Annotated in this window: 20 protein-coding genes and 1 pseudogene; 10 read left to right on the forward strand and 11 right to left on the reverse strand. The window is 41.9% G+C overall.

Annotated elements, in window-relative coordinates; all coding sequences use genetic code 11:
- Positions 1–2: 2 nt before the first annotated feature.
- On the reverse strand, positions 3–1,316 hold the full coding sequence (locus tag ACWATR_RS22260; RefSeq protein ID WP_460337112.1) for a zinc ribbon domain-containing protein: 1,314 nt from the start codon (positions 1,314–1,316) through the stop codon (positions 3–5).
- A gap of 191 nt (positions 1,317–1,507) precedes the next feature.
- On the opposite strand from ACWATR_RS22260, the gene ACWATR_RS22265 reads away from it, so the two are divergent.
- Both ACWATR_RS22265 and ACWATR_RS22270 read left to right on the forward strand, forming a co-directional pair.
- On the forward strand, positions 1,508–1,906 hold the full coding sequence (locus ACWATR_RS22265) for a hypothetical protein (protein WP_460337115.1): 399 nt from the start codon (positions 1,508–1,510) through the stop codon (positions 1,904–1,906).
- Positions 1,907–1,941: 35 nt separating this feature from the next.
- Positions 1,942–2,673: a helix-turn-helix transcriptional regulator gene (locus tag ACWATR_RS22270; protein WP_460337118.1), complete on the forward strand. Its 732-nt coding sequence runs from the start codon at positions 1,942–1,944 to the stop codon at positions 2,671–2,673.
- Positions 2,674–2,789: 116 nt separating this feature from the next.
- Here the strand turns inward: ACWATR_RS22270 and ACWATR_RS22275 are convergent, their stop codons facing one another.
- Together ACWATR_RS22275 and ACWATR_RS22280 are read right to left on the reverse strand one after the other, a co-directional pair.
- Positions 2,790–3,029 (reverse strand): hypothetical protein, encoded by a 240-nt coding sequence (locus tag ACWATR_RS22275; RefSeq protein ID WP_181928723.1) that lies wholly within the window; start codon positions 3,027–3,029, stop codon positions 2,790–2,792.
- 224 nt (positions 3,030–3,253) lie between these two features.
- A pseudogene (locus tag ACWATR_RS22280) lies at positions 3,254–3,445 on the reverse strand (signal peptide peptidase SppA); the annotation flags it as partial.
- A gap of 198 nt (positions 3,446–3,643) precedes the next feature.
- Between ACWATR_RS22280 and ACWATR_RS22285 the strand changes: the two are divergent.
- Positions 3,644–4,201, forward strand: coding sequence for an HPP family protein (locus tag ACWATR_RS22285; protein ID WP_460337122.1), 558 nt, complete (start codon positions 3,644–3,646; stop codon positions 4,199–4,201).
- A gap of 76 nt (positions 4,202–4,277) precedes the next feature.
- Here the strand turns inward: ACWATR_RS22285 and sppA are convergent, their stop codons facing one another.
- The gene (gene sppA / locus ACWATR_RS22290) at positions 4,278–6,113 is read right to left on the reverse strand and encodes a signal peptide peptidase SppA (protein ID WP_460337125.1); all 1,836 of its coding nucleotides are present in this window, start codon (positions 6,111–6,113) and stop codon (positions 4,278–4,280) included.
- Positions 6,114–6,322: 209 nt separating this feature from the next.
- A complete protein-coding gene (gene fni, locus ACWATR_RS22295; protein ID WP_460337128.1) occupies positions 6,323–7,372 on the reverse strand; it encodes a type 2 isopentenyl-diphosphate Delta-isomerase in 1,050 nt (349 codons plus the stop codon).
- A 153-nt stretch (positions 7,373–7,525) separates the two neighbouring features.
- Here fni and ACWATR_RS22300 point away from each other — a divergent pair, with 153 nt between their 5' ends.
- The gene (locus tag ACWATR_RS22300; RefSeq protein WP_460337131.1) at positions 7,526–8,113 is read left to right on the forward strand and encodes a Uma2 family endonuclease; all 588 of its coding nucleotides are present in this window, start codon (positions 7,526–7,528) and stop codon (positions 8,111–8,113) included.
- Positions 8,114–8,176: 63 nt separating this feature from the next.
- On the opposite strand, the gene ACWATR_RS22305 is transcribed toward ACWATR_RS22300, so the two are convergent.
- Positions 8,177–8,431 (reverse strand): hypothetical protein, encoded by a 255-nt coding sequence (locus ACWATR_RS22305; protein WP_460337134.1) that lies wholly within the window; start codon positions 8,429–8,431, stop codon positions 8,177–8,179.
- Positions 8,432–8,591: 160 nt separating this feature from the next.
- On the opposite strand from ACWATR_RS22305, the gene ACWATR_RS22310 reads away from it, so the two are divergent.
- Entirely contained in the window at positions 8,592–11,357 is a 2,766-nt protein-coding gene (locus tag ACWATR_RS22310) for a HEAT repeat domain-containing protein (protein WP_460337137.1), read from the forward strand.
- Between the two features lie 22 nt (positions 11,358–11,379).
- On the opposite strand, the gene ACWATR_RS22315 is transcribed toward ACWATR_RS22310, so the two are convergent.
- Positions 11,380–11,664 (reverse strand): hypothetical protein, encoded by a 285-nt coding sequence (locus ACWATR_RS22315; protein WP_460337140.1) that lies wholly within the window; start codon positions 11,662–11,664, stop codon positions 11,380–11,382.
- 53 nt (positions 11,665–11,717) lie between these two features.
- Here ACWATR_RS22315 and ACWATR_RS22320 point away from each other — a divergent pair, with 53 nt between their 5' ends.
- Positions 11,718–12,383 carry a transposase gene (locus tag ACWATR_RS22320; protein ID WP_460337142.1) on the forward strand — a complete coding sequence of 222 codons (666 nt, stop codon included), beginning with the start codon at positions 11,718–11,720 and terminating at the stop codon, positions 12,381–12,383.
- 36 nt (positions 12,384–12,419) lie between these two features.
- Here the strand turns inward: ACWATR_RS22320 and ACWATR_RS22325 are convergent, their stop codons facing one another.
- Positions 12,420–13,934 carry a phenylacetate--CoA ligase family protein gene (locus ACWATR_RS22325; RefSeq protein WP_460337145.1) on the reverse strand — a complete coding sequence of 505 codons (1,515 nt, stop codon included), beginning with the start codon at positions 13,932–13,934 and terminating at the stop codon, positions 12,420–12,422.
- 133 nt (positions 13,935–14,067) lie between these two features.
- Between ACWATR_RS22325 and ACWATR_RS22330 the strand changes: the two genes are divergently transcribed.
- The 3 genes from ACWATR_RS22330 (at position 14,068) to ACWATR_RS22340 (ending at position 18,894) form a co-directional block, all read left to right on the forward strand.
- Positions 14,068–15,768 carry a protein kinase domain-containing protein gene (locus ACWATR_RS22330; RefSeq protein WP_460337148.1) on the forward strand — a complete coding sequence of 567 codons (1,701 nt, stop codon included), beginning with the start codon at positions 14,068–14,070 and terminating at the stop codon, positions 15,766–15,768.
- 64 nt (positions 15,769–15,832) lie between these two features.
- Positions 15,833–18,010 carry a protein kinase domain-containing protein gene (locus tag ACWATR_RS22335; protein WP_460337151.1) on the forward strand — a complete coding sequence of 726 codons (2,178 nt, stop codon included), beginning with the start codon at positions 15,833–15,835 and terminating at the stop codon, positions 18,008–18,010.
- Between the two features lie 245 nt (positions 18,011–18,255).
- Positions 18,256–18,894, forward strand: coding sequence for a histidine phosphatase family protein (locus ACWATR_RS22340; RefSeq protein ID WP_460337154.1), 639 nt, complete (start codon positions 18,256–18,258; stop codon positions 18,892–18,894).
- A gap of 405 nt (positions 18,895–19,299) precedes the next feature.
- Here ACWATR_RS22340 and ACWATR_RS22345 read toward each other — a convergent pair whose 3' ends face one another.
- Together ACWATR_RS22345 and ACWATR_RS22350 are read right to left on the reverse strand one after the other, a co-directional pair.
- Positions 19,300–19,917, reverse strand: a complete 618-nt coding sequence (locus ACWATR_RS22345) for an NUDIX hydrolase (RefSeq protein WP_460337157.1) — start codon at positions 19,915–19,917, stop codon at positions 19,300–19,302.
- Positions 19,918–20,028: 111 nt separating this feature from the next.
- Positions 20,029–21,231 (reverse strand): phosphoglycerate kinase, encoded by a 1,203-nt coding sequence (locus ACWATR_RS22350; protein WP_460337161.1) that lies wholly within the window; start codon positions 21,229–21,231, stop codon positions 20,029–20,031.
- 89 nt (positions 21,232–21,320) lie between these two features.
- On the opposite strand from ACWATR_RS22350, the gene ACWATR_RS22355 reads away from it, so the two are divergent.
- Complete coding sequence (locus ACWATR_RS22355; RefSeq protein ID WP_179069103.1) at positions 21,321–21,728, forward strand: universal stress protein; 408 nt, start codon at positions 21,321–21,323, stop codon at positions 21,726–21,728.
- A gap of 317 nt (positions 21,729–22,045) precedes the next feature.
- On the opposite strand, the gene ACWATR_RS22360 is transcribed toward ACWATR_RS22355, so the two are convergent.
- On the reverse strand, positions 22,046–24,574 hold the full coding sequence (locus ACWATR_RS22360; protein ID WP_460337164.1) for a CPBP family glutamic-type intramembrane protease: 2,529 nt from the start codon (positions 24,572–24,574) through the stop codon (positions 22,046–22,048).
- Positions 24,575–24,782: the final 208 nt, after the last annotated feature.

Here is a 24,782-nt window from a genome sequence, read left to right on the forward strand (position 1 = left end):
AGTTACACCCCACCAGAATTTTCATAAGATTCATCAATAGTTCCATTGCTTTGTGTGGAGCTTATCAATCTTTCGACCTCAGCCAAACCAGGAGATAGTAATTGGAAACCATCCTGCACTTTAATTAAGCTTCCTTGTCCTGAAGTTGCTTGTAAGCGTCTTTCTAAATTACGCTCATCTAGTTCGATGCCGAGTCCGAAATACAAGAACTGTTTGAGCTTGTAGCTTGAAACCGCTATCTCAGGATTGCTTGTTGCCTTACCAATTGCCCATAGACTAAACAAGCCCTTCTGCATGACTGTGCAATCTTTAATGGCTGCATAAAAATCAATATTCGAGGCAAATAATTTCCAACTAGCTAACCAAGGCTCCACTTCTTTGGACATTCCATTATTCTTGCGCTTGCCATTCTTGCTGCTGCTTTCTGAATCTTCCTCGCTTTTGGCATTAGATTTAGAACTACGTGAGGCTGTACCAGAGGTTAAATCCCACTTGCCTTTTATCTTGTCATCAAATACTTCTGCGAGAACTTTTCGCGCTTCGTCTTTTCCTGAAAGACTTAGCCCAGCCATATTTCTCTCAACAATCAAGTCAGGACTTTTACTAATCCATGTGACGATGTTGTTATCATGGAATCCAACTCTTTTAAGAATTTCATTCAACTCAGCACGAGGAATTTCCTCCCGTCCATTGATATCTAACGAATACAAGAGAACCAGATAGGTCAACCTGCGTGCAGCATCTTTCTTGTTTGCAGCTTTGAGCCTCTTCTTGTCCATTAGCTGTAGTTGTTCGCCGTTGTGCCGGAAAATCTGTTTTAACTTGGCGGTATCGCCTTCATGAGCAGTAGGAAGTTGAGCAACTACATCAATAGTAGATTTATTGTTCTCGTCGCTGGATTTGTCGTTGAATAAGGAAAGTTGTTGAGGTTCGGCATTACTTAAATTACGAATCACAGGACGACCATTAGGTGGTTTTCCAGGTGTCATTTGTCCACCAACGATCGCGGCGATCGCAGCACCACCCCAGCTAATACCTACTTCGTTGCTCAGAGATGCCTGAATCTCTCGTGAGTAGCCTTTGCTAGTTTCAACGAATTTTAATGTATTCATTACGTTAGGTAGACTACCGCCATTGCTTGATGCTGATCCGTTATGCCCTTCACCTATTGGGGTTCCACACATTACACATCGTTTTGCACCGGGAAGAAGTATTTCATAGCAGTCTTTGTTTTTACATCGAATCTGCTGAGGACAGTTAGAACAGTAGAATCCATTGCTAGACAAGGGATGTTGGCAGGAGGGACATGTTTGCATATTTTTAAGTCTCCAAAACTCTATTTGAACTGCATTTTACAAAGAGGTTCAGATAGAGCGCGACTATTTAGCAGTATTAGAGGCTATAAAATGAAATCTTTAGGAACTATATTTAGCAAAAGTTTTAAACTTTTTATAAATTACAGGTCAATACTTTTATATTATTGACTTTTCAGGGTGAAATATAGTTTATGGCGCATTCTTATGCTGCTCTTCCTGCCTTCGAGCGACTTTTACTATTAATTGCAACCTTTGTCAGATACCCAGGAGTTGGTTGTATTGATCCTATGCAATCTGACTCTAATAATCATGATACATTGCAATTAGTACAATTGTACCTCCAGAAAGTAGCAAGTGAATTGAATATAGAGCTACCCCTTTATTCGCGTCATACCATCCAAAGTGATTTGAAGACTCTTCGTCGCTATGGACTTTTGGATAGGCGACCTTACCGCTGGGGTTACTATGTTGGTAGAGGTCTAATGAATCGGGAGGAGTTACAAGTTGCGCTCAATGCCCTACACTCTCAGGCAAGATATCAGGAAGACCCTCAAATTAACCGGATCTATCAAAGACTAATGCGGGATTAGGAGGGTTAAACCTGAAAGATGAGATGCTTTATCCGGTGAGAACCCAATTAGACCGAGTTATTGTCTACACCGATCCGCTGGAAATGATGGCCAAGGGCAAATATCAAAGCCAAGGTACGTTATTTGAAAAACTAGATGCACTTGAAACGGCAATTATTAAAGGGCAAGCAGTTGAGCTTTATCGCTGTCGTAATCCGTACAATCCCAACAAAACCAGATATGAGCAAGTTTATCCTTTACAATTGATTTATGCAGATATTGCCTGGTATTTGTTGCACGAAGACTATAAAGACGGTCATCTCGTAGTGTCACGTATTGATCGCTTTAGTGATCACTTCAATATTCTGGATAGAAAAGGCCGCGGCTTAGATAGCCAATTGAAAAGCTTACATATCGCTCATCGGCTGTTAAAGGCAGGTTGTGGCTTGAAGTTGGGTTTAAGAGAAGAGCAAAAAAAGGAGATCCGTGGAGAACTGGAGCTTGTAGAAGTGAAAGTTCGATTTTTCCCTGAAGTAATGGGATTTATCCAAGAGGGAGAAAAGCGACATCTTCACCAAGAAATCAAACCAGGGCCTACGGGAAAAGATGGCAAATTTGCTTATGTAGATTATATTGTTAAATTGCCTAAGCGATCGCTGGAGGAGTTTTGTCGCTGGGTGTACCGCTTCATGGACAATGCTCAGTTCATCTATCCTCAACATCTAGCCGAACAACACCAGAAATTTGCTCGTGCATTAATAGATCGGTATTCTTCCAAAGCTATATAAATCAGGATTATTGACCCACATGACTTTATGCTGGGCGAAAGTAAAAGTGGAGGCATTGGCTAATTAGTAAAGAAACCCAATCTAACCCGAAATTCCGGGTTAGTAGTAGTTCATGTTCAATCTTCATGCCGTAACTGCCATACTGCACCAAAAGCGGCCCCGGCCCCAGCCACCAATCCGGTACTCATTCCTTGGATAGTTTTTTGAGTTGGATCTTGGGTTAGGCACTCACTGGTAACTTTACTGTCTCCCAAGCAGAGATTGCTTTCTGCCCAACCAGCAGTACCTCCTAAAATTACACCAGTCATACTACAGGAAATAATTAGCAGCAAAAGACGTTGTGTTTTTCTAGCCATAGATAGATATAGATATGTCAGAAAAAAGATAATAGTTTCTCTCAACTACTTTACACATCCATCCAGTAAATGTCAGCTGGTTTATGGCTGGCGAGTCCAAGCTATTCGCCTTGCGGTAGTGGGTAAACCAGTTAGTAGTAAGGACTTTAGTCCTTAATTTTCTAAGCACTAAAGTCCTTACTACAAACCCTGAGTTCTTGCCTCATGATGCTCAATAAAAATATCTACTCAATCTTCAAGTTGAAAGGCAAGCGGGTGTAAACCTCTTGTGGATCGTTCATCCTTTGCAGAATCTCTACCTCCTGTTGCAATTTCTGGAATTCAGTGGTGAGGGGATTGGATTGTTTGAGTTGCGTACCCTCAATTCCGAAAACAGTCCGCGCTTCTTGTGTTGCCCGCCCAAAAAAGCGTTCTCCTGATTACGACCTTGGCAAGGCCGACTCATCCGCCTCGCTGTTCAAATTAGCCTATTTAGGCAAAACTTTAATAAAACAAAAAAATCTGTGTATTTAGATACTTTTTAGAGATTTTTTTCGTAAATGTCATGTTATTGTAACTTAAGCAAAGCCTTGCTCAGTCAATTCCAGGAGTCATGAGTATCGAGTGGTTGATTCATGATCGATAGTAAAAAATTTCGGTTGAAGTGGCAAAATTACTGGTTTAAAACCTTTGGTAGATGGCGCTCCTGTCCGCTAACCTGTCCAATAGAAAAACCTCATCATCGGCATGTTTTTTGGAGTTGGATCGGTAGTTTTTTAGCCATCACAGCAACGTCCTACCTTGCTGTCAAAACTAATTCTCCCTTGCTGATGGCTCCTTTTGGTGCTACAAGTGTCTTGATCTTTGGTGTCCCTGACAGTCCTCTGGCTCAACCTCGTAATGTCATTGGGGGTAATCTTTTAGCTGCTATAGTGAGTCTAATAATTCTGCATTTTTTCGGTTCCTCTCCCTTGGCAATGGGAATGGCTGTTTCTAGTGCGATCGCAATTATGCAGTTTAGCGGAACTGTACACCCACCTTCGGGTGCTGTTGCATTAGTTGTTATGATGACGAAACCGGACTGGCAATTTCTGCTAACACCTGCTTTTGAGGGATCGATGATTCTAGTGCTATGCGCTGTGATCTTTAATAATTTAGCAGCAGAAAGGACGTATCCAAAGCACTGGTTATAACATTAATCTCTAGAGCAAAATTAATCGTATCAAGTACAAAATTTAGGGGCAATTCATGAATTGCCCTTACAAAAAATTACTCAATCTTCAAGTTGAAAGGCAAGCGGGCGTAAACCCCTTGTGGATCGTTCATCCTTTGCAGAATCTCTACTTCCTGTTGCAATTTCTGGAATTCAGTGGTGAGGGGATTGGATTGTTTGAGTTGCGTACCCTCAATTCCTAAAGCAGTCTGCGCTTCTTCTGTTACACGCCCAAAAAAGCGTTCTCCGAAGCTGCTAGTGCGGGGATATTCTTGCACTTCCCAGTCTTCTTCTAGTTTCGCCTGCTTGGCAGCATAAGCGATCGCAGTATTCAAACCACCAATTTCATCCACCAAACCAATTTCTTTGGCCGCCACACCCGACCAAACCCTTCCTTGGGCAATTTCTGCTACTTTTTGTTCTGGGAGTTTGCGACCTTGAGAAACTTTATTCAGAAATATATTATAAATCCGGTTAACACTGCGCTGATAAAGTGCCAACTCTTGAGGCGATTTCGGACGCGAAACTGTTTGACTATCAGCATAGCGTGCGGTTTTCACCGAATCCCAGGTAATGCCATTATCATTAGCTAGCTTTTGCCCATTAAATAGCACTCCAAACACACCTATTGAGCCTGTGATGGTATTTGGTTCGGCAAAAATCCGATTGGAGTCGCTAGCAATCCAATAACCACCAGAGGCGGCAATATCACCCATTGAGACTACAACTGGTTTTGCCTCACGAGTTAATTTCACTTCTCGCTGCATGACTTCAGATGCGGTAGCGCTACCACCAGGACTATTAATTCGTAATACAACCGCCTTCACATCTTGATCTTGTCGCAGTCTGTTGAAGATTTTGGCAAAGCGATCGCCTCCTACTTGCCCATCTTCTCCTTTCCCATCGACAATTTCGCCTTCAGCATAAACAACAGCAATTTGATTTTTTGAGCTACGTTCTACACCCAAAGATTTGCCGGAAACTTGGGCGTAGCTATTTAGGCTAATTTGACGAAATGTTTTGTCTTCTTTATCGCTATCTGTCAACTTTTTGAGGTCAGTTACCACTTCATCGGGGTATTGTACTTGATCAATTAAACCGCTGGTTTTGGCTTGTGTGGCTTCTAGTAGCGCCTGATTATCTGCGATCGCTTGCAACTGGTTAGGTTCAATTTTCCGACTTGCGCCTACAGCAGTGCGCCACTCTCCCCAAACATCATCTAACAATTTCTGAGTTTGTTCGCGGTTTTCTGGACTCAACTTTGTCAGGAGAAACGGTTCAACTGCTCCCTTAAATTTCCCCACTCGCACGACTTGAATACCAATGCCATATTTCTGCAATGCTCCCGCTAAGAATACCGGTTGTGAACTCAAACCGTTGACTTCCATCATTCCTAGAGGATTAAGTACAATGGAATCTGCCACTGAACTAACGTAATATCCTTTTTCGCTCCAATCACTGCCATAGGCGACAATTTTTTTCCCAGCAGCGCGAAACTCTTCCAGTGCTTTCCGAATTTCTTTCAGGGAGGCATAGCCGACGTTACTAGCTTGGCTTGTGCTTGTCGCATCCAGGTAGATCCCGATAATTCGCGGATCGCGTCGAGCCTTTTCCAAAGTTTCCACAACTTTGCGGAGTGTTATTCTTTCTTCATTCACACCTGATATTGTGTTTTGAAACAGTTGGTCTGAACTAGGTTCGCCATCAGTAATTTTCATTGACAAGTCAAAAACCAGCACTGACTTATCTTTCACATTTGGCCCAGTATCTTTAGAGGAGGTAGCAGCCAATATCAGGAGAAACAGTCCAGTAGTTCCCAAACCACTGAAAATAATTAGTCCTAGTAAGGTGCCAACTAAACTAGCAAAAGTTTGTTTAATAAAGTTAGTCATTAGTCATTAGTCATTGGGCATGGGGCAAAATAGTTCCGAGTTCCGAGTTCCGTACATGGATAGCGGGGCGTTTAGCCCGTTCTGAGTAAAAAAGTAAAAGTGAGATTCCCCACTCAGCACTCAGCACTCATGACTCAGCACTCTTGAGGGGCATTGGGCATTGGTCATTCACAAAGGACAAATGACTAATGACTAATGACCTACTTAATTTATTCTATGCGCTGTAAACTTCCAGAGTGCTTTAACTGATACAAGGTGGTGTTGCCAGTGCAGAATAAGACTGTGGTGATTTCGGCGATTAATACTTCAGCGAGTTCTGCAACTGCTGTCTCTGATGTTGCTGCTGCTTGCAAGAAAGGCATGGCTAAACCAGCTATATCTGCTCCCAAGGCGATCGCAGTTGCAACATCCAATCCATGACGCAAACCTCCTGAAGCAATTAAGGGGACATTTGGTGCGATCGCTCTAATAGTTGTAATGCACTCTGCTGTCGGTAAACCCCAATCGGCAAATGTCATCCCTAAGCGACGTTGCAAAGGATTTTCTGCCCGTTCACTTTCTACTTTTGCCCAAGAAGTACCCCCCGCACCCGCCACATCAATTGCTGCTACTCCAGCGGCGATGAGTTTCTGTGCGATCGCTGCTGAAATGCCGTTACCTACTTCCTTCGCAATCACTGGTACTGGCATTTTTCTGCATAAATCAGATATCTTGTCAAGCAAACCCCGAAAATTAGTATCACCTTTGGGTTGAATGCACTCTTGTAGAGGGTTGATATGTAAAATCAGGGCATCAGCCTCTAGGATATCAACTACGCGCAAACATTCATCTAAGCCGTACTTATAGTTAAGTTGCACAGCCCCTAAGTTGGCAAATAACAGAACATCGGGCGCATACTTGCGGACAGCAAAAGTATCAGCCACTTGGGGTTTTTCTACCGCGACTCGCTGGGAACCGACACCCATTGCAATTTTGTAGTGTTGCGCGACTTGGGCCAAACGTTGGTTAATCATTGCGGCTTGTTCTGTTCCGCCAGTCATGGAAGAAATTAATAAAGGTGCGCCCAGGTGTTTCCCCAGGAAAGTTGTGCTGACATCAATATCATTGTGGTTTAGTTCGGGTAAGCAAGAATGGGTGAAACGATAACGTTCCAGTCCATTGGTGATTTGATGAGACTGAACATCTTCCTCTAAGCAGATCCGAATGTGATCCGCTTTGCGATTCTGAGTTTGTGCAGAGATGTTGGTAGGGGCGTTCACTGGTGGGTATGGCTAAAAGTATTGGCTTGCGATCGCTATTGTTACATTGTCTGCAACCGTATTTGTATAACAAAATTATTTATTTTCGCTATCTTTCGGGTACGTTACGCTATTGATAACAGAACCATTCCCCCATTTTATGAGTTAATTAATATGGTTTTACAAACAGAAAAGCGTTATTACACCCCAGAAGAATATTTGGAATTAGAAGAGAAAGCTGAATATAAAAATGAATACAGAGATGGAGAAATTATACCCATGACTGGGGGAACAACTAACCACAACAAAATTGCACTTAATTTTTGTCGCAAGTTTCCCTTGACAGTGCAAGGGCAAGATTATGATATTTACATAGGCGATGTAAAATTATCAATACCCCGTTATCACCTTTATACTTATCCTGATGTGATCGTCATCAAAGGTAAGCCTATTTTTGAGGGAACAGGTACAACAATTATTACTAATCCCTTATTAATTGTAGAAGTCTTATCAAATTCAACTAAAAATTATGACAAAACAGATAAGTTTAAATATTATCGTTCAATTTCTGGTTTTCAGGAATATATCATGATTGACCAGTATAGTTTTGCTGTGGAACAATTTACAAAGCAAGCAGAAGGTCAATGGATTTTTAAGGAATATGAAGGTGAAGAGGCAGTTTTAGTCTTAGATTCTATTGAATTTCAAATTACCTTGCGTGATATTTATGAACGAGTTGATTTTGAGTTGATTGAGGAATAAAATCCTTTTTCGCAAGAGAGAGACGCGATAAATCGCCGTCTCTACAAAGGATTGATTATGAAATTATTGATCCTTAAAACGGCGATGTCTGGGTAACAGGCTCTTTTTCTGTTTTTCTTGCAAACTGCTGGCTTGTTTCAAGACTGGAATACACTGGTTAATCATCCAGATTAAAACCTCGATTGGTGAGTCTCCTTGCTGAATGCGGTTTTCGGCATTTACGCCAATTAATATTGTTTGCAGAATTAGTAAGAAAGCGTAGGCGTAGCCCGTCGTAGACATCGCTCTTTGACTTGCACTTTGACCCTTGTTTTTCATTTCGTACCACCTGAATGAGTTGTTGAATACAGCATCTCTTTGGGGTGGTGAACGCAATCAAGGCGGATAAAATCTCGTTCAAATCAGGAATACATGGGTTTGGGGTGGTAAATTCAATTAGGGGTAGCCCCAAACTTTTTGGGATTTGTCTTTGACTGTCATGCCAAGAAAGACTTACGGTTCTGAGGTAAAAGCACGGGTGAAGCGTCTTTTAGAGGCTTTAGTTGATTTCGCCAATTGGGAATTTGAAAACAGTAAGTTTGATATTAAGTTCAAGTGGGAAGCAGAAGACAGTGCCAACCCGAAGCTGATAATCGAGACAACCCTGGTAGCTTTGGAATATCTCACAGAAAAAGATAAACATTCAGGCAAGTTAACCAAACCGCAAATTCGAGAAGCGCTGGTTCTGCTGAAAGACTTTTTGAAGATTCTAGAGGACAACCGCACCCAAACTAGGGGTGCTGATATTTGGCACTGCACGCTGAGACTGTGGTCAAAGGATAAGAAAAAGAACCTGGATCAATTTGAACAGGCATGGGAAGCTAGTAGACCAGAAAAATCTAAAGCTTTACAGGCAAATTCCGAGAAATCAGACGAGTCTTACTGGCAAGAAATCTGCAACGCTATGCTGGAAAAGCACAAGCGTCTCACCACAAATGAGTTGCTGTTTGCTGATGATGAGATGAAATTTGAGCTAGAGGCAATTCATGTCCCTTTAGCATTGGTAGAGCGTAACAAACCGAAGAAGTGCAGCGAGGATATTTCCGCAGAACAAGGTTCGCGGCTTTACGAACCGAGTTATGAAGAGAAGCAGCGATTTGAACATGAGGCTTTTTTAGAGCAAATTATCCGTGATGGTGTTGGTAAAACTCAAGGACAACGCATCGCTTTAATTGGGGAACCGGGTGCGGGAAAAACTACTCAGTTGCAAACTATAGCTTTTTGGATATTAAAGAAGAATCTGGGTTTACCAATTTGGATTTCTTTGGCAGACTTGCAAGGAAAGAGTTTAGAAAATTATCTGTTGCAAGATTGGCTAAAGAATGCTTTAGAAGTGGTGCGTGTAAAAGAAGAACAGGAAAACGCTTTCGCAGATTTATTCAAGAATAATCGTGTGTGGTTGTTGTTGGATGCAGCAGATGAAATGTCTTCACTCCAACCATTAACTGAGATTTCCCAGCAGTTGACGGGATGGGTGAAAAATGCGCTGGTTGTGCTGACTTGTCGGGTGAATGTTTGGGAAGCAAACGCCAACGCTTTAGAAGATTTTGAGACGTATCGGTTACTCAATTTTGAATATCCGAAACAAGTGCAAGAGTTTATCGGGCGTTGGTTTCACAACAAGGATGCAGACAAAGGCGAAAGATTATGGCAGGAATTAGATAAAGCTGAACGTCAGCGCATCCAAGATTTAGTGAAAAATCCTTTGCGGTTAGCGCTGTTGTGTAGCACTTGGCAAGGTTCCGATCAAGGTTTACCGGAAACTAAAGCCGGACTTTATCAGCAGTTTGTGGAAGAGGTTTACAAGTGGAAAGAAAACCGCTTCCCTACCACCGAACAGCAGCAAGAGGAATTAAACGCTGCGTTGGGACGTTTAGCAAAACGGGCAATCGATCAAGAAACGTCACGGTTTCGGCTACGACATAAGTTTGTGCGTGAGGAATTAGGTGATGCAAAACAGCAAAATTCTTTATTTTGGTTAGCGTTAAAGTTGGGATGGCTAAATGAAGTTGGACTGGCTGCGGAATCAGCAACAAAAGAGAAAGTTTACGCTTTCTACCATCCCACATTTGAGGAATATTTTGCAGCGTTAGTGGTTGATGATTGGCACGAGTTTCTGAATCATGTTCCCGACAACCCCGCGCTAGGCGTTTATCGCATTTTTGCCCCGCAGTGGAAAGAGGTGATTTTGCTGTGGTTGGGACGTGAGGATGTGGAGAGGGAGAAGAAGGAAGAGTTTATTCAGGTGTTGGTGGAATTTGATGATGGGTGCGGAGAATACAGAGCTTTTGATAGAGTCAGAAGGGGATTTTACGAGTTTCGCGCTTATTTTCTCGCTGCTGCGGGGGTTGATGAGTGGAAAAATTCTTGCAACGCAAATGCTATTGTGGCGGAAATCGTTAAATGGCGCTTTGGCGAGTTTAAGGTTGAGCAAAACAAGTCGGTGGGATTTCTCGAACCAATCGAAAAGGGAGCAAGGACAGCACTATCTCAGACAAATCGTACAAAAGCGATCGCTCCTTTGCTCGAGTTAAGAGGCAATTCACAACTGGATGATTCTACCCGAAGGCAAGCGGCAGGAAGCTTAGGAGAAATTGATCCAGGCAACCAAAGGGCAATTAATGCCTTAACAGAGTTAATGAGCAACCCACAGATAAATAATAATAGTCAATGGTTAGCAGCATGTATCTTAGGGCGAATTGACCCAGGCAACTCTATGGCGATTCATGGCTTAGTCGAGTTAATCCGTAACCCGCAGGTGAATGAATATACCCAAAGGCTAGCGGCATCAAGCTTAGGAGAATTTGATTCTGGGAACCAAAAAGCGATCGCTGCTTTGGTGGAGTTAATCGGCAATCCACAACTGGATGATCATACCCAAAGGCTAGCGGCAAAAAGCTTAGGGAAAATTGGCTCTGGCAACCAAAAAGCGATCGCTGCTTTGGTGGAGTTCATCAGTAAATTACAACTGGATGATCATACCCGAAGGCAAGCGGCAGAGAGCTTAGGGAAAATTATGTCAGAGGAGCAAATGCCGAGTGTTGTCAACGTCTTGAAGGATTACTTATCATCTGAAACTTACGAAAATGACTTTGGGCGATTTGATAATTGCTACCAAGTTATCTGGAAGTGCGCCCAAAGTATGCCCTACCCCGCTTTTTATCAAGCTTGGCATCAAAAAGAGAAAGTGAAAGATGGAGAGTAGGAAAGAAAAATACTTCCTCCAGCTAAAACATAAGCGAAATGTAGAAGCAGCAATCCCTTGTAAAGACGCGATTCATCGCATCTCGTAAGCGTCTCGTAAATCTATCGCGTCCGATATTTCCGCAATCCAGGGAATGCGTCTCCCCTAATAAAACAGATATCGTAAACAGAATGGGAATGCGTAGGCGTAGCCCGCCGCAGGCATCGTTTTTGCGATCGCCCCCCTTGTAGAGACGGCGATTTATCGCGTCTTCTTCCTTCCCATCATTTACATAGCGCGAATAATTCCGAGTTTTTTGGGTTGGCAATTACATCAATGCAAAGCAATAATTGCATAAATTTTTATATCAAAAATGTAATTATGAATAATGATCCTCAACCAGAAAAAAAACCCAAATACAAAGGTAAATATCGAATTGATTCAACGCGTTTACCAGCATGGAGTTATGCTAGTAACGCTGGATATTTCGTTACTATTTGTACCGACGGTAAAAAATGCTTTTTTGGTGAGATTGTACAGGGTGAAATGCAGCGATCGCCAATTGGAGAAATTGCTCATAAATTGTGGTATGAGATTCCTAATAGTTTTTCTAATTGCCAGATAGATTCGTTTTGCGTCATGCCTAATCATATTCATGGGATTTTGGTTATTAATCAAATACGAGAAGACGCGATGAATAAAAAACAAGAAGACGCGATGAATAAAAAACAAGAAGACGCGATGAATAAAAAACAAGAAGACGCGATGAATCGCGTCTCTACAAGGGGGGATATTCAACGGGGTGGGGTTACTGGGTTATTTAACCCGATGTTGTCTAAAAATTCCCTTTCTAAAATTGTTAGGTGGTACAAAGGACGATGTTCATTTGAAATTAATCAAATATATGAAGGTTTTGGATGGCAAGAAAGGTTTCATGACAACATAATTCGTAATGAATTCGCCCTCGATCGCATTAGAAAATATATTATCAATAACCCAATCAATTGGGAACGCGATTGCGAACACCCACCCCATCCCCCCTTGTAGAAACGCGATTCATCGCGTCTTCTTGCTAATTCATCGCTATTTACGCGTATAACGATGCTTCACCCCAATAGGGAAATATTCAGCATCACCCATTGGCGCTAACGTAACTTGTGGTGTTTGATATTCTACCGGAACATAATTAGCAAACTCGCTATTTAAACGTAGCAGTTGTGAAAGAATAGAAGATGCGATCGCAACTCTTTGATCTTCACTACCCTCTACCCCTGCTCCTAACTCCACAACCACAGATAAAAATCGATTCTTGTCTGCATCTTCCTTCACCTGCAACACAAATTTACCTGTCACCCATTCTTGAATTCCTGGTTGTTCTAATCCCACCGTCACATTTTCGGGATAGATATTTGCGCCAAAGTAGGAAACTGTAAAGTTAGAACGCCCAAAGACATAAACGAAAGGTAGCTGATGAATACCTCTAGATGATTCTTGAGTGTCAGAACGCAGATTTTCCAGCGGGTTAAATCCCCATTCTGCTAAAAATTGCAGCATGGCATCATAACTAATTATTCCGCCAGTATCTAAAATGTCATAACGCACTAAGGGAATACCGTTATCTCCCGAAAACAGCAATCCGCCATCGTGAACTTCAAAAAAGCGACTGCAAGGATCATATTGTACTAGTGTGGGTAAACGCGATTCCCCAAATAAAGCTCTAGCTGCATCGGGATTTTCTGCCAAAAAACGACGAATACAGATACTTAACGGTGTTTCATTACCTAAAACTCCCGCATCCGCAGTGCCGTAAAGTGATGCAAAATCATAGCAAGGATTTTGTGAACCAACTCTTTCGCCAACTAAACTCCGCCATTCTTCACTAAATACTTCTCCCGCCATCACTAATTTAATCTGATATTGCTGCCACTCCACACCACGGGCGATACCAGTATCAATGACATCTTTTAAAAATGGTGGGTATCCCAATAAAACCACTTGTTCAAATGCTGAACCTAGTTCTTGGACAACTCGCAAGATTTCTTCTTTATTGTTACCAGGAGTAATTACAGTGATGGGATAACCTTTGCTAGCAAGATAACGACAGCAATTGGTAGTAAACATCCCACCTACCCAAGTGCCCAAAGTGAAACAAATTACTGCTAAGGTACGTCTCGTATCTGCATAGAAACTATCGTGAAAAATCTGTTCAAAACGTGTGGCGATTTGGAGTTCATCTGTGAAAAAACGAGGCCAAAATGTCGGTTTTCCACTGGAACCTGATGAAGCAGCTATCATGTCGCACGCTTGGAGTTGACCGTTGCGGCACAAGTCAGCTAAGGGATAACGCAGTATATAATTTTGTTTAGCGATCGCTGGGAGTTTTTGAAACTCTTCCAAGGTTTGAATAGTTGCGGGATTAATTTCCCTTTCTGCTAAAAAAGCCTTGTAAGCTGGCACATTCGCCGCCACATCGTGAAATAAGCTCAAAGCTGTCGAAGTTTGAGTGTTGAGATGCCGTTGCAGTATCGTTTCTAGGGGGGTAGACAAAAAGTCTTCAAATGCTTTAATTACTTGCTGCTGTCTTGATTTGCGGCTCATAACGCTTGTTGTTTATCCTGAAGTAGACCAACACCGTTAAAATAATTCGTAATTCGTAATTCGTAGGATATCCGAAAATAAGGGTATACGCGTTGTAGTTACTCAATAAAACCTTAATTTATCCTTGGGCACCATGCAGCTCTATTGCAGTAAACAACACACAAATAATGGTAGTAACCGCTTTTGTACCCATTGCGGTGAGCCATTACCTCTTGGTGTGGGACAGGTTGTGGATAATCGCTATCAAATTATCCGTCAATTAGGGCAGGGCGGCTTTGGACGCACCTATTTGGCTGAGGATATAAATAAATCCCATCAAACCTGTGTGTTGAAGGAATTTGCACCCCAAGTACAAGAACATCAAGATTTACAAAAAGCTAAAGAGTTATTTGAACGAGAAGCCAATGTTCTCAAAAAACTCCAGCATCCACAAATTCCGCGTTTTCACGCCTCGCTACAAGTGAAAATCGGTAGTAAAGATTTTTTCTTTCTAGTACAAGATTATGTGGATGGTGATAATTATTACCAATTATTAGAACAGCGGGAAACTCAAGGAAAAACCTTTAGTGAAGAGGAAGTAATTACTCTACTGCAACAGATTTTACCAGTGTTATCCTACATCCACTCACGAGATGTAGTTCACCGTGATATCTCTCCCGATAATTTGATTTGGCGGCGTTCTGATAATCTCCCGGTGCTGATTGATTTTGGTGGTGTCAAGCAATTGCCAGCTTCTCAAGGTTTTTGGCAGACTAAGCTAGCTGAAAATAATACTTTGCTAGGTAAAAAGGGCTACGCCCCAGAAGAACAGCTACGTCAGGGAAAAGCATTTTTCAGTAGTGATTTATACTCTTTGGCGGTAACAACATTAGTGTTGCTCACAGGACAAGAACCGCAAAAATTATACGACAGCTATCAGGGAATTTGGGGATGGGGAAAACAAATCAGAGTTAGTCCTCAACTGGAAGCGGTGTTAAAAAAGATGCTGGCTTATAAACCGAGCGATCGCTACCAACGAGCCGAGCAAATCCTCAAAGATTTACCATCGTCAACTGCGATTAAATCCCCAGGTAATTATATTACTAGCAAAATCAAGACAATGGTCGTTGCTCCAGGAAGACAACGCGCCAGTGCTGTTGTGAGTAGATTCCAGAGCAGAACGCAAGCCATTGCTAAACCAATGTCTTTACCTATTTGGATTCGCCCTTTTGTGATGAGTCTTGGTGGGACGGCTTTAGTTGTTTTAACTGGCGCGGGTGCTTGGGCGGTAGTAAATGCAGTCATTCGCAGCGTAACTTCAATTACCATTCCAACAATTTCCTTACCAGAAATTCCCCAGTTTCCAAATCCGATTGGTAAACCAGTCAGCGACAAAGGAAAAAACAGCAATCTCCAGGAAATTATCAGTCGTCGTCAAGAGCTAGAAATTTCTGAAGGATTTTTTATTCGCTCAGTAGATGATTTATTTTATACAAAAAAACCAGAATTAAAAGGACGTAGCCTGACATCTAAACCTGAAGACGCTAGTTTACGAGATGAATGGTCTGGTATCGCTAATGATTTATTGAATAAACTAGAACAGGCTAACCTCAGTACCGCAGCTCGTCGGCAATTGGGGAACTATAGTCAAAAAGATTACGATACATGGAGACGACAAGCGCGATCGGGGCAGTTTGGGAACTATACATTTGATCAGCTGACCAAAGACACAAATGAAAAATTTGATCGGTTGTTTCCTGATCAGCAGCGTCGAAAACTCAATCAACAGACTTTCGGTCAAATTTGGTATGCGATCGCAGCTGATCAAGTCAGTAAAGTACAATCTGGCAAGTAAGGGGACTGGGGACTGGGGACTGGAGAAGAGTTACTAATAACAAATGACAAATGACTAATAACTAATGACTAAAATATATTGTTCTAAAGGACATGAAAATACTCCAGGTAGTCGCTTTTGTCTCCAGTGTGGTGAAAATTTGTTGGATACGCCCATGAGTTATGGTATCCAACCAGGATTAACTTTAGGCGATCGCTATGTGATTGTACGTCAAATTGGCCAGGGTGGCTTTGGACGTACTTATTTAGCTGAAGATGTCAACCGTTTCCGCGAACTTTGTGTTTTAAAAGAATTTTCTCCCCAAGTTCAAACCGCTTACGTTGTCCAAAAAGCTGAAGAACTGTTTGAGAGGGAAGCAAGTGTTCTTTATAAACTCCAACATCCCCAAATTCCCCGCTTCCGAGAACTGCTGCGGATGAACTTAGGAGGCAAAGAATATCTGTTTTTGGTGCAAGATTATGTAGAAGGGGAAACTTACAACTCATTGTTAGATGCTCGGATAAAGCAAGGTTTGCGCTTTACAGAAGTAGAAGTACGCCAATTATTGCAGCAAATTTTGCCAGTGTTGGAATACATCCACTCACTAGGAGTAATTCATCGAGATATTTCTCCAGATAATTTAATGCTTCGCACTGTTGACAAACTGCCAGTATTAATTGATTTTGGCGGTGTCAAACAAGTAGTAGCAGTAGTTGCTTCCCAATATTACCAACCCGGCGTAGTTGCATCTTCCCCATCACCAACTCTACTAGGTAAGATAGGATTTGCGCCTCCAGAACAGATGCAAACTGGGTTAGTTTCTCCCCACAGCGACTTGTATGCTTTAGCAGCAACCATGTTGGTTTTACTGACAGGGAAACAACCTCAAGAATTAATTGATACCTACACTCTTAGTTGGCAGTGGCGACGGGAAGTAAGCCTGAGTCAAACTTTGGCAGAGGTATTAGATAAAATGCTATCTGCAAGACCAAGCGATCGCTATCAATCAGCCCGTCAAGTACTCCAAGCTATCAACTCGCCCCCAGCTAACTTTCCCCCAACTCAATACCCCACACCACCACAACCACAAGCCACATCCGCCACCATCGCCGTCTCTCCACCTCCCCCATCCTCTCCATCTCCCTCATATCCCCCATCTCCTCAGCCCACAAGCTGGTGGACACCAACAAAAATCTTCCTTGTGGCGGCGTTAGTCGTTGGTAGTGTTGGATTAATTTCGTGGGGATTGAATAGCAGACGAGATGTCGGTGAAGTCGAACCTACACCTACAGCCAGCCCAATTCCCACCAGTGAACAACCAACCGATCCCTTAGCGCAATATTCACCAGCAGAACGGGAACGCAAAGAAAAATTAAGCGATCGCCGTCAACAGTTGGGTATTAGTTCTAACTTCTATGTGAATTTGGTAAATCAAGTTTTTTGGGATAGAAATCCCAGCTTGCGAGGACGCACTCTCAGCAATGGCCCTGAAGATGAAGGTTTGCGGGCAGAATGGGATAAAACAGCCTCAGAATTATTAGAAAAACTTGCACCATTGAGTTCCAATACACGACGACAGTTGGGAACTTACACAACTGCTGAACGCGATCGCTGGAAAGTGGAAGTCAACAAAATTAACGTTGGTAGTCGTTCTTTGTATGATTTAGGAGATGCGGCTTTCTTACGTGTATTCCCTGAGCAGCGGGGTAAAAATTTTCAAGATCAGCCCATTGGACAAGTTTGGTACGGATTTGTTAGCGATAAACTCAGTGCTATCCTCGCCGGTAGTGCTTTCCAGAAAATTGTCTTTGATCCGGGGGCTACTGGCAAAACAGTCAGCGGTACTCTCCAACCTGGTGGTGGTAAAGTATTCATTGCTGGACTTGCCAAAGACCAATCTCTAGACTTGAACCTACAAGCAAATTCCCAAGTTTTGTTATCAGTCTATTCACCTTCTGGCAAAATTCGATTTTTAGAAGATTCTACCCAGCGTAGTTTGTCAACTAAATTACCAGAAAACGGATTTTACGAGTTTGTTGTAGTTTCCACAGCATCGAAACCAGTAGATTATAAACTCAGCATTACAGCCGAAAATCCCACTCCTCCCCCATCGCCAACACCAACGCCTACAGAAACACCAACGCCTACAGAAACACCCACGCCAACTCCCACACCCACAGAAACACCTACACCAACTCCCACAGAAACCTCCACACCTGAACCGACCCCGACACCGACACCGCCGCAGGAGACAACGCCCTAGTACCGCAAGGCGGAATTAAAAATTAAAAATTAAAAATTAAAAATGAAGACAGCATAAGGGTTTTGTTGATTGAGAATGGGTGGTTTATTTCCGCCTTGCGGTACTAGTTGTCTTCGATTTCAAAATGTTTGTAGTTGATTGACTTTTTTGGTTGATTACTTTGTCCTGGTGTCACATACTTGATTGCGAGATTGATGCTAGTTTATTTTTGCACCAACTCCTTGATCCCAATCGCGATACAATCTATGACACTCAATTTATATTTACTGCGACATGGAGAAACTACTTTTAGTCAAAGTGGTAATTTCTGCGGTGAAACTGATGCGGAGTTGACTTCTGAAGGGATGCAGATGGCAAAGAGTTTTGCCGATGTTTATCAAAAATTGAAGTGGGAGGCTGTTTATGTTAGCCCGATGAAGCGGGCAATTGCAACTGCCAAGCCATTTTGTGATGCTATCGGTATGGATATGCAGTTGCGTGACGGACTTAGAGAAGGTAGTTACGGCGAATGGGAAACTAAGAGTAAATCGTTTGCCCAAGAGAATTACGCAGAAAACTATGTAAAATGGTTGACAGAACCAGCTTGGAATGCACCCAAAGGTGGAGAAACTGCGGTAGATATTGCTAACCGTTCTATGCCTGTAATTTCTGAAATTCAAGAAAAACATCCCCACGGTAATGTTTTAGTAGTTTCCCATAAAGCCACGATTCGGATTACGCTTTGCAGTTTACTGGGAATTGATTTGGGACGCTATCGCTATCGGGTGAATATTTTGGTTGCGTCGGTAAGTATGGTTAAATTTGATGTTCATGGGCCTTTGTTAGAAATATTAGGCGATCGCCATCATATACCCGATCATATTCGCTCTCGTCCGGGAACATAATAGTCCCTACTAGGTATTGAGCCGAGATGCGCGACGTGAAAGTTGTGAAAATTTGCGTTGTCCAGATCCCCGACTTCTTTAAGAAGTCGGGGATCTAATTTTTCACGAATGATTTAGGACTGCTATAAAAACCTTTTTAAATAAAGGTTTCAGAATTTGTGTTGCCGAAACTGACAAAAGAGGGATAGTTAATTAGTGTAGATAGGAAATTTGTGTAGTAGTATATTGCCTAAAAAATTTGGCAAAGTATATTAAATATTGAAGGAACTATAGGACTTATAGGACTCATATTTGATTTCTGAAAAAACTCAGTACAACTAAGAAGCCTTCTTGACTGTTGCCTGTTGCCTATTGCCTATTGCCTGCCTACGCAAATTAGTTCAGAAATCAAAGCGGATTCCTATACTAATCAAAGTCTGTCGGTAAATCTGGTTGGCGATAATGTTGAAAAAGTCGCGTGATTTGCGTTGGTGTCACACGTCCAATAGAAAGTTCTGGTAACGCATTTTCAGGAAAAAAACCTACATCTTCAGTTTCAATACTTGATGATGGAGAACCACCAATGAGTTCACAGTGAAAAAACAGTTTGTAGACATAAAACGGCAATGGTGGATGTCCCTGTTTGTTTCTGTCATAGACTGCTAAGAGTTTAATAGCGCGTGCTTGATATCCAGATTCTTCATATACTTCTTTCACAACTACCTGACTGGGCGACTCACCAACATCAGCCCATCCACCAGGTAAACTCCAGCAGCCGTCTACTCTTTCCTTGACTAACAATATAGTGTCATCACGGAAAATAGCTGCCCGCACGTCAACTTTGGGAGTTGCATATCCTAGTTCACGGCTAAATAAATCGAGGATATAGCTGTGTTCTACATTCGAGTAAGTCGCCATAATTTCTGTGGCGATCGCTCGTAATTGTTTGTAACGTTCAATATCAAACACGCCCTCAGAATAAGTTAACCCATTTTGAGCGATCGCTTGTAATTTTTGCGTCCATTCCAGCCATTTAGGTTGCATATATTTTTCTCATGTAGTGGCTTGGGTATTGGGTATTGGGTACTGGGTACTGGGGATTGGGTACTGGTAAGACTCTTAGCCAGTCCCTAGTCCCTAGTCCCTAGTCCCTAATTACGCATCATCTAAAGCTGCAATTCCAGGCAATACCTTACCTTCAAGTAACTCCAAGCTAGCGCCGCCGCCGGTGGAGATATGGCTCATTTGATCGGCTAAACCAACCTTTTCCACAGCCGCTACTGAGTCGCCACCGCCAATGATGGTTGTTGTGCCAGTTTTACCGATTTCTGCAAGGGTATGAGCGATCGCTTCCGTACCTGCCGCAAACTTATCAAACTCAAACACACCCATTGGCCCGTTCCAAATTACCGTTTTGGTATCTGCAAGGGCTTCTTGGAAAACTTTTACTGAGTCTGGCCCAATATCCAAACCCATCCAACCATCGGGGATATTCTCAATGCTAACGGTTTGAGAATTGGCATCTGGGGCAAAGTTATCTGCCAATACCACATCTGTGGGAAGCAATAAAGCAACGCCACGTTCCTTAGCTTTAGCTTCTAAAGACTTCGCTAGTTCCAGCTTGTCTTCTTCCACTAACGACTTACCAACATTCAAACCACGGGCTTTGTAGAAGGTGAAAATCATCCCACCACCAATGATCAGCTTGTCGCACTTCTCCAGCAGTGTTTCAATTACGCCAATTTTGCTGGAAACTTTGGAACCACCAATAATTGCCGCTAAAGGACGTTGGGGATTTTCAATGGCGTTTTGCAGATATTGCAATTCCTTCTCAACCAAATATCCAGCCACAGAAGGGCTGAGGAATTTAGTCACGCCTTCTGTAGAAGCATGGGCGCGGTGTGCAGTACCAAAAGCATCATTTACATAAAAATCAGCATTAGCTGCCAATTTTTTCGCAAATTCTGGGTCGTTCTTTTCTTCTTCTTTGTAAAAACGGACATTTTCTAGTAACAGCACTTGGCCATTTTGCAAAGCGCCAACTTTAGCTGCAACTTCATCGCCAATAGAGTCATCAGTTTTAATGACTTCTTGCCCCAGTAACTCAGACAGACGCTTGGCAACGGGAGTTAGGCGTAATTTGTCATCCACACCCTTGGGACGGCCAAAATGGCTGGCGAGAATGACCTTAGCTCCCTTCTGCGTCAAATCTTGGATGGTTGGTAGAGCGGCGCGAATGCGAGTATCGTCAGTAATGTTGCCTTGATCGTCCACAGGCACGTTAAAGTCAACCCGCACTAAGGCACGTTTCCCAGAGATATCAGCCGAAGATAAACTTGCTAAACTTTTTTTGGACACACCAAACTCTCCTGATTGCCTTTTTGTTATTGTTTTGAAAGTAGAACCATCAAGATTTTACCGGAGTCAGGGGTACCCAAGTGACAGATATATTTAAGACAGTACTATTTCCTATCGATCAAAGTCGGGAAACGCGGGAAGCTGCTGACGTTGTTACCAACGTAGTCAAAAAGTACAGCAGTCGCTTGGTGCTGCTGTCTGTGGTAGAAGAACCACCTCCAGATGCGCCTAGTGCCGATCCGATGGTGTCGCCAGAGGTAGTTGCTAAACTGCTAGAAAATGCCCAATCTTTATTTTCTGGGCAAGGAATTCAATCCGAAATCCTGGAAAGGCAAGGCAAACCAGCTTTTACTATCTGCGATGTTGCTGATGAAATTGGAGCAGATTTAATTATCATGGGCTGTCGGGGTCTAGGCTTGACTGAAGAGGGAGCGGATGATAGTGTTACCACCCGCGTGATTAACCTTTCTCCTTGCCCAGTGCTGATTGTGCCTTAGAAGTGTGTTGCTCAATACTAGTAAATTTGTAGTTGTAGTGCGATCGCTAATAAAAAGTTCTGCGGTTGTTCCAAAAAGGCGGCTGGGGTAAGGTTGTCCTAGATTTAGTTATGCTAAATATAGGCATCTAGTTTTAGCCTTAATCGAGCATTATTGCCTCCTGACTCCCAATACGGTTCGGATAAGCATTTTTCATTTTCCTTGTGGTCTGGGGAAAGGGTAAGGGGTAAAGGGTAAACGATGTATTCAAAACCTTTCCGCTTTTCCCTTTCCCCTTTAACCGAACCGTATTGTCCTGACTCCTGCCTCCTGCCTCCTTACTGAATTTTTTGATGATTATCTAATTTTCTAATTCCTCCAAAAACAATTAACCAAACTACTACAACAACCCAGTGAATTAAAACTATTACAAACAAAGATCCTGTTAGGGTATATGCAACAGTACATATAATTTCTAAAAATGCAGCTAATACAAGAAAAACATGATTATAAAATGTGGATATTCCAGCTTTAAAAAATGTTCTAGCATTCAATGGATGATACAAAATAAATAATAATAGACTCACTATTGCCCACAAAGACCATTGAAACAAATTGTTGATTTCGCTAGGATGAGGAAGCAAAAAAACGCGAAAAAATAGTTCTTCAACAATTGCAGGTAAAAATAGACAACGCAATATTAACAAGCATTTATCAATCCAATTTGCAGACCAAACTTCTATCTGTAAAAATCCAAATTTCCAACCATAAGGTAGAGCAATAATACTATAAATTATCAGCAGTACAACAACAACTAAGCAATCTTTGAGCCTTGGAAGTACTAAGGATGCTAAAGTGCGATTTAAAAGAATTGAAAATGGTGAAATATTGCTAAAGGGAATCTTAATTTGTCCCAGAAGTACTGTTGGAGCAATGGGTGTAATATTAGGTTCCCAACCACCAACTTGATTAGTCCGCAATACTTGCATAATTGCACCATGCTTTAAAAATATTGCGGCAAGGTCGTCGTGTGCAAGTCTAGGCATTATTGTTCGCCATGTTGTCAAACCAGCCCAAATACTACGATCTTGAAATGCTTCCGTCGTTTTTCCTATTCCCGTACCTGCGAGTATTCCTGCTTGACTTTGCCAATCAGCGCGAACTATACCCAAGGGTGCTAACTGTTGTTCTAAAGATTGACCTAATTCAACTAGCTGCTGAAAGCGTAATGTTTGCGGGTGATTGGGGTTTGTGCGTATCCAAGTTTGAATTTGAGGAGTTATAGCAACTTGGTTTTTAATTGCCAATATTGCAGCATAAAGTGCTTGGTTTGAGTCTTGGACGCATGAAGTCGCAGGTGACACCATTGCACCACCAGTTCCATCACCAACCCGATAACGTGCCATTGTTACCTCTAATTGTTGCTGGAATTCTTCTAAAGGCGAAAGTTTAACACCATCAAAATCATAATCCTGCGTTACCGGGTCGAATTTGATGAGAATATCCGATACTGGACGTGTTGCTAACCAACCACGTTGTAAATTACCCATATAATCAGCCCATGTATGCGTTCCGGCAATAATTCCATCAGGGTTATGGGCATAAATTTGGTGGTATTTAGTCTCGAAGCGTAATTCGTTAGTAAATTCGTCGCGGATAACTTCTGCGATCCCAAAAGCAAAATGTCCGGTGATAGTATAAGGTACTCCCACTGATTCACCTTTACTTCCGCCAATTCCACCAAATAGGTGTAAGACAATAGCTTTATTGCCTTCTTGCCATTTTGATATAGATTGATTAAGTAAATTTTGCGTTTCTACAGGTTTTAATAATACAGTATTCAATTTACCTTTATTTTTCTCGGTATTTTGCCAATTTACATCTCGGATGTAATTTAGCCCTAATTCTTCACCAGTAATGATTTGATTGGGTTGAATTTGAAATAGAGAACGAGGTGCAAGTGCTACTACGGTAAATACACCCTTTGCATCGGGAGCGCCATAAATATACCACCCATTTTCACCAGCAGGTGATTGTTCGATTTGCTGCAAACTTGAAGGAGCAAAATTTCGCTGATCTATTATTTGTTGGGGAATACGAATAGTTTCTTGAAGACCATCAAACTTATTTGAAATCGGATTATAATGCTGTACTAAAAAATAATCGTTATCCTGTTTTGGCTCTGGAGATAAACTATTTTTATAACTAGATTTAATCGGTTTAACTATTTTTACCAATCCATAAAATCTACCAGTTGCCAAAATTGGTTCGCGTTCAATTTGCAAAATAGCTTTTTCTTTAATTGCATCAATGATTGTACTTGAATCTAAAGCAACAATTGTTTCATCATCAGGATTTGCACCAGCCAAAGAGCGTAAAATCCCTACCTGACGAACTCCATTTAGTCGAAAAGGATGAATATTTCCTTGTTTTTGACTTTTAATCACTTCCGGAGTGAAATTTATATCTTGTGTTACCGCTTGACCCAAAGCAAGCAAATATTTATTCTTTTTCCATTCCAAACGCACAATTTTACCTACCAAATTTTGGGCTGTAGGTGGTGCATATTGAACTTCCATCCACACCCAATCTAAACCATCTTGTAATTTCTGTTTCGTTGGTAAAATTAACCTTCCTACCCAGTCACCAATAGGTTTATAAATGTTTGCAGATGGAATTTGGGCAACGGGATAAAAACCAGATTGATTAAATTTTTGTTGAATATGGATTGCGTAATTGCTTTCTTGCTGTAATAACTGGGGTTGTGTTGAGGAAAGTTGCCAGACTGCAATTACTGCTATGAACACTAGCGGTAAAAATCTCGTAAATATTAGCCTTGTTGTTCGACTCAATCCACGGAAAATCATATATTATCAGCAACGAAAACCTGCTGATAATCTTACTCTGAAATATACTGTTTTGAGTCTTTGCGGTAATCCAGGGCTATTTCATTCTCAATGTAGGCGATAGATAAAACATCTGTAGAAATTAAATATGCTTTACTTAGAATCATTGTAGAGACGTAGAAATGCTACGTCTCTAGATTTTTTCACCAAATATCTAATGACAAACAGA

It is taken from the genome of Nostoc sp. UIC 10890, from assembly GCF_054786515.1.

What these genes read in the sequence shown, in the direction of transcription:
- ACWATR_RS22330 (WP_460337148.1), top strand. Translation starts at nt 14,068, where the DNA reads ATGCAGCTCTATTGCAGTAAACAACACACAAATAATGGTAGTAACCGC.
- ACWATR_RS22345 (WP_460337157.1), bottom strand. Translation starts at nt 19,917, where the DNA reads ATGCAACCTAAATGGCTGGAATGGACGCAAAAATTACAAGCGATCGCT.
- ACWATR_RS22305 (WP_460337134.1), bottom strand. Translation starts at nt 8,431, where the DNA reads ATGAAAAACAAGGGTCAAAGTGCAAGTCAAAGAGCGATGTCTACGACG.
- ACWATR_RS22260 (WP_460337112.1), bottom strand. Translation starts at nt 1,316, where the DNA reads ATGCAAACATGTCCCTCCTGCCAACATCCCTTGTCTAGCAATGGATTC.
- ACWATR_RS22310 (WP_460337137.1), top strand. Translation starts at nt 8,592, where the DNA reads ATGCCAAGAAAGACTTACGGTTCTGAGGTAAAAGCACGGGTGAAGCGT.
- ACWATR_RS22285 (WP_460337122.1), top strand. Translation starts at nt 3,644, where the DNA reads ATGATCGATAGTAAAAAATTTCGGTTGAAGTGGCAAAATTACTGGTTT.
- ACWATR_RS22360 (WP_460337164.1), bottom strand. Translation starts at nt 24,574, where the DNA reads ATGATTTTCCGTGGATTGAGTCGAACAACAAGGCTAATATTTACGAGA.
- sppA (WP_460337125.1), bottom strand. Translation starts at nt 6,113, where the DNA reads ATGACTAACTTTATTAAACAAACTTTTGCTAGTTTAGTTGGCACCTTA.
- ACWATR_RS22265 (WP_460337115.1), top strand. Translation starts at nt 1,508, where the DNA reads ATGGCGCATTCTTATGCTGCTCTTCCTGCCTTCGAGCGACTTTTACTA.
- ACWATR_RS22325 (WP_460337145.1), bottom strand. Translation starts at nt 13,934, where the DNA reads ATGAGCCGCAAATCAAGACAGCAGCAAGTAATTAAAGCATTTGAAGAC.
- ACWATR_RS22340 (WP_460337154.1), top strand. Translation starts at nt 18,256, where the DNA reads ATGACACTCAATTTATATTTACTGCGACATGGAGAAACTACTTTTAGT.
- ACWATR_RS22320 (WP_460337142.1), top strand. Translation starts at nt 11,718, where the DNA reads ATGAATAATGATCCTCAACCAGAAAAAAAACCCAAATACAAAGGTAAA.
- ACWATR_RS22300 (WP_460337131.1), top strand. Translation starts at nt 7,526, where the DNA reads ATGGTTTTACAAACAGAAAAGCGTTATTACACCCCAGAAGAATATTTG.
- ACWATR_RS22335 (WP_460337151.1), top strand. Translation starts at nt 15,833, where the DNA reads ATGACTAAAATATATTGTTCTAAAGGACATGAAAATACTCCAGGTAGT.
- ACWATR_RS22275 (WP_181928723.1), bottom strand. Translation starts at nt 3,029, where the DNA reads ATGGCTAGAAAAACACAACGTCTTTTGCTGCTAATTATTTCCTGTAGT.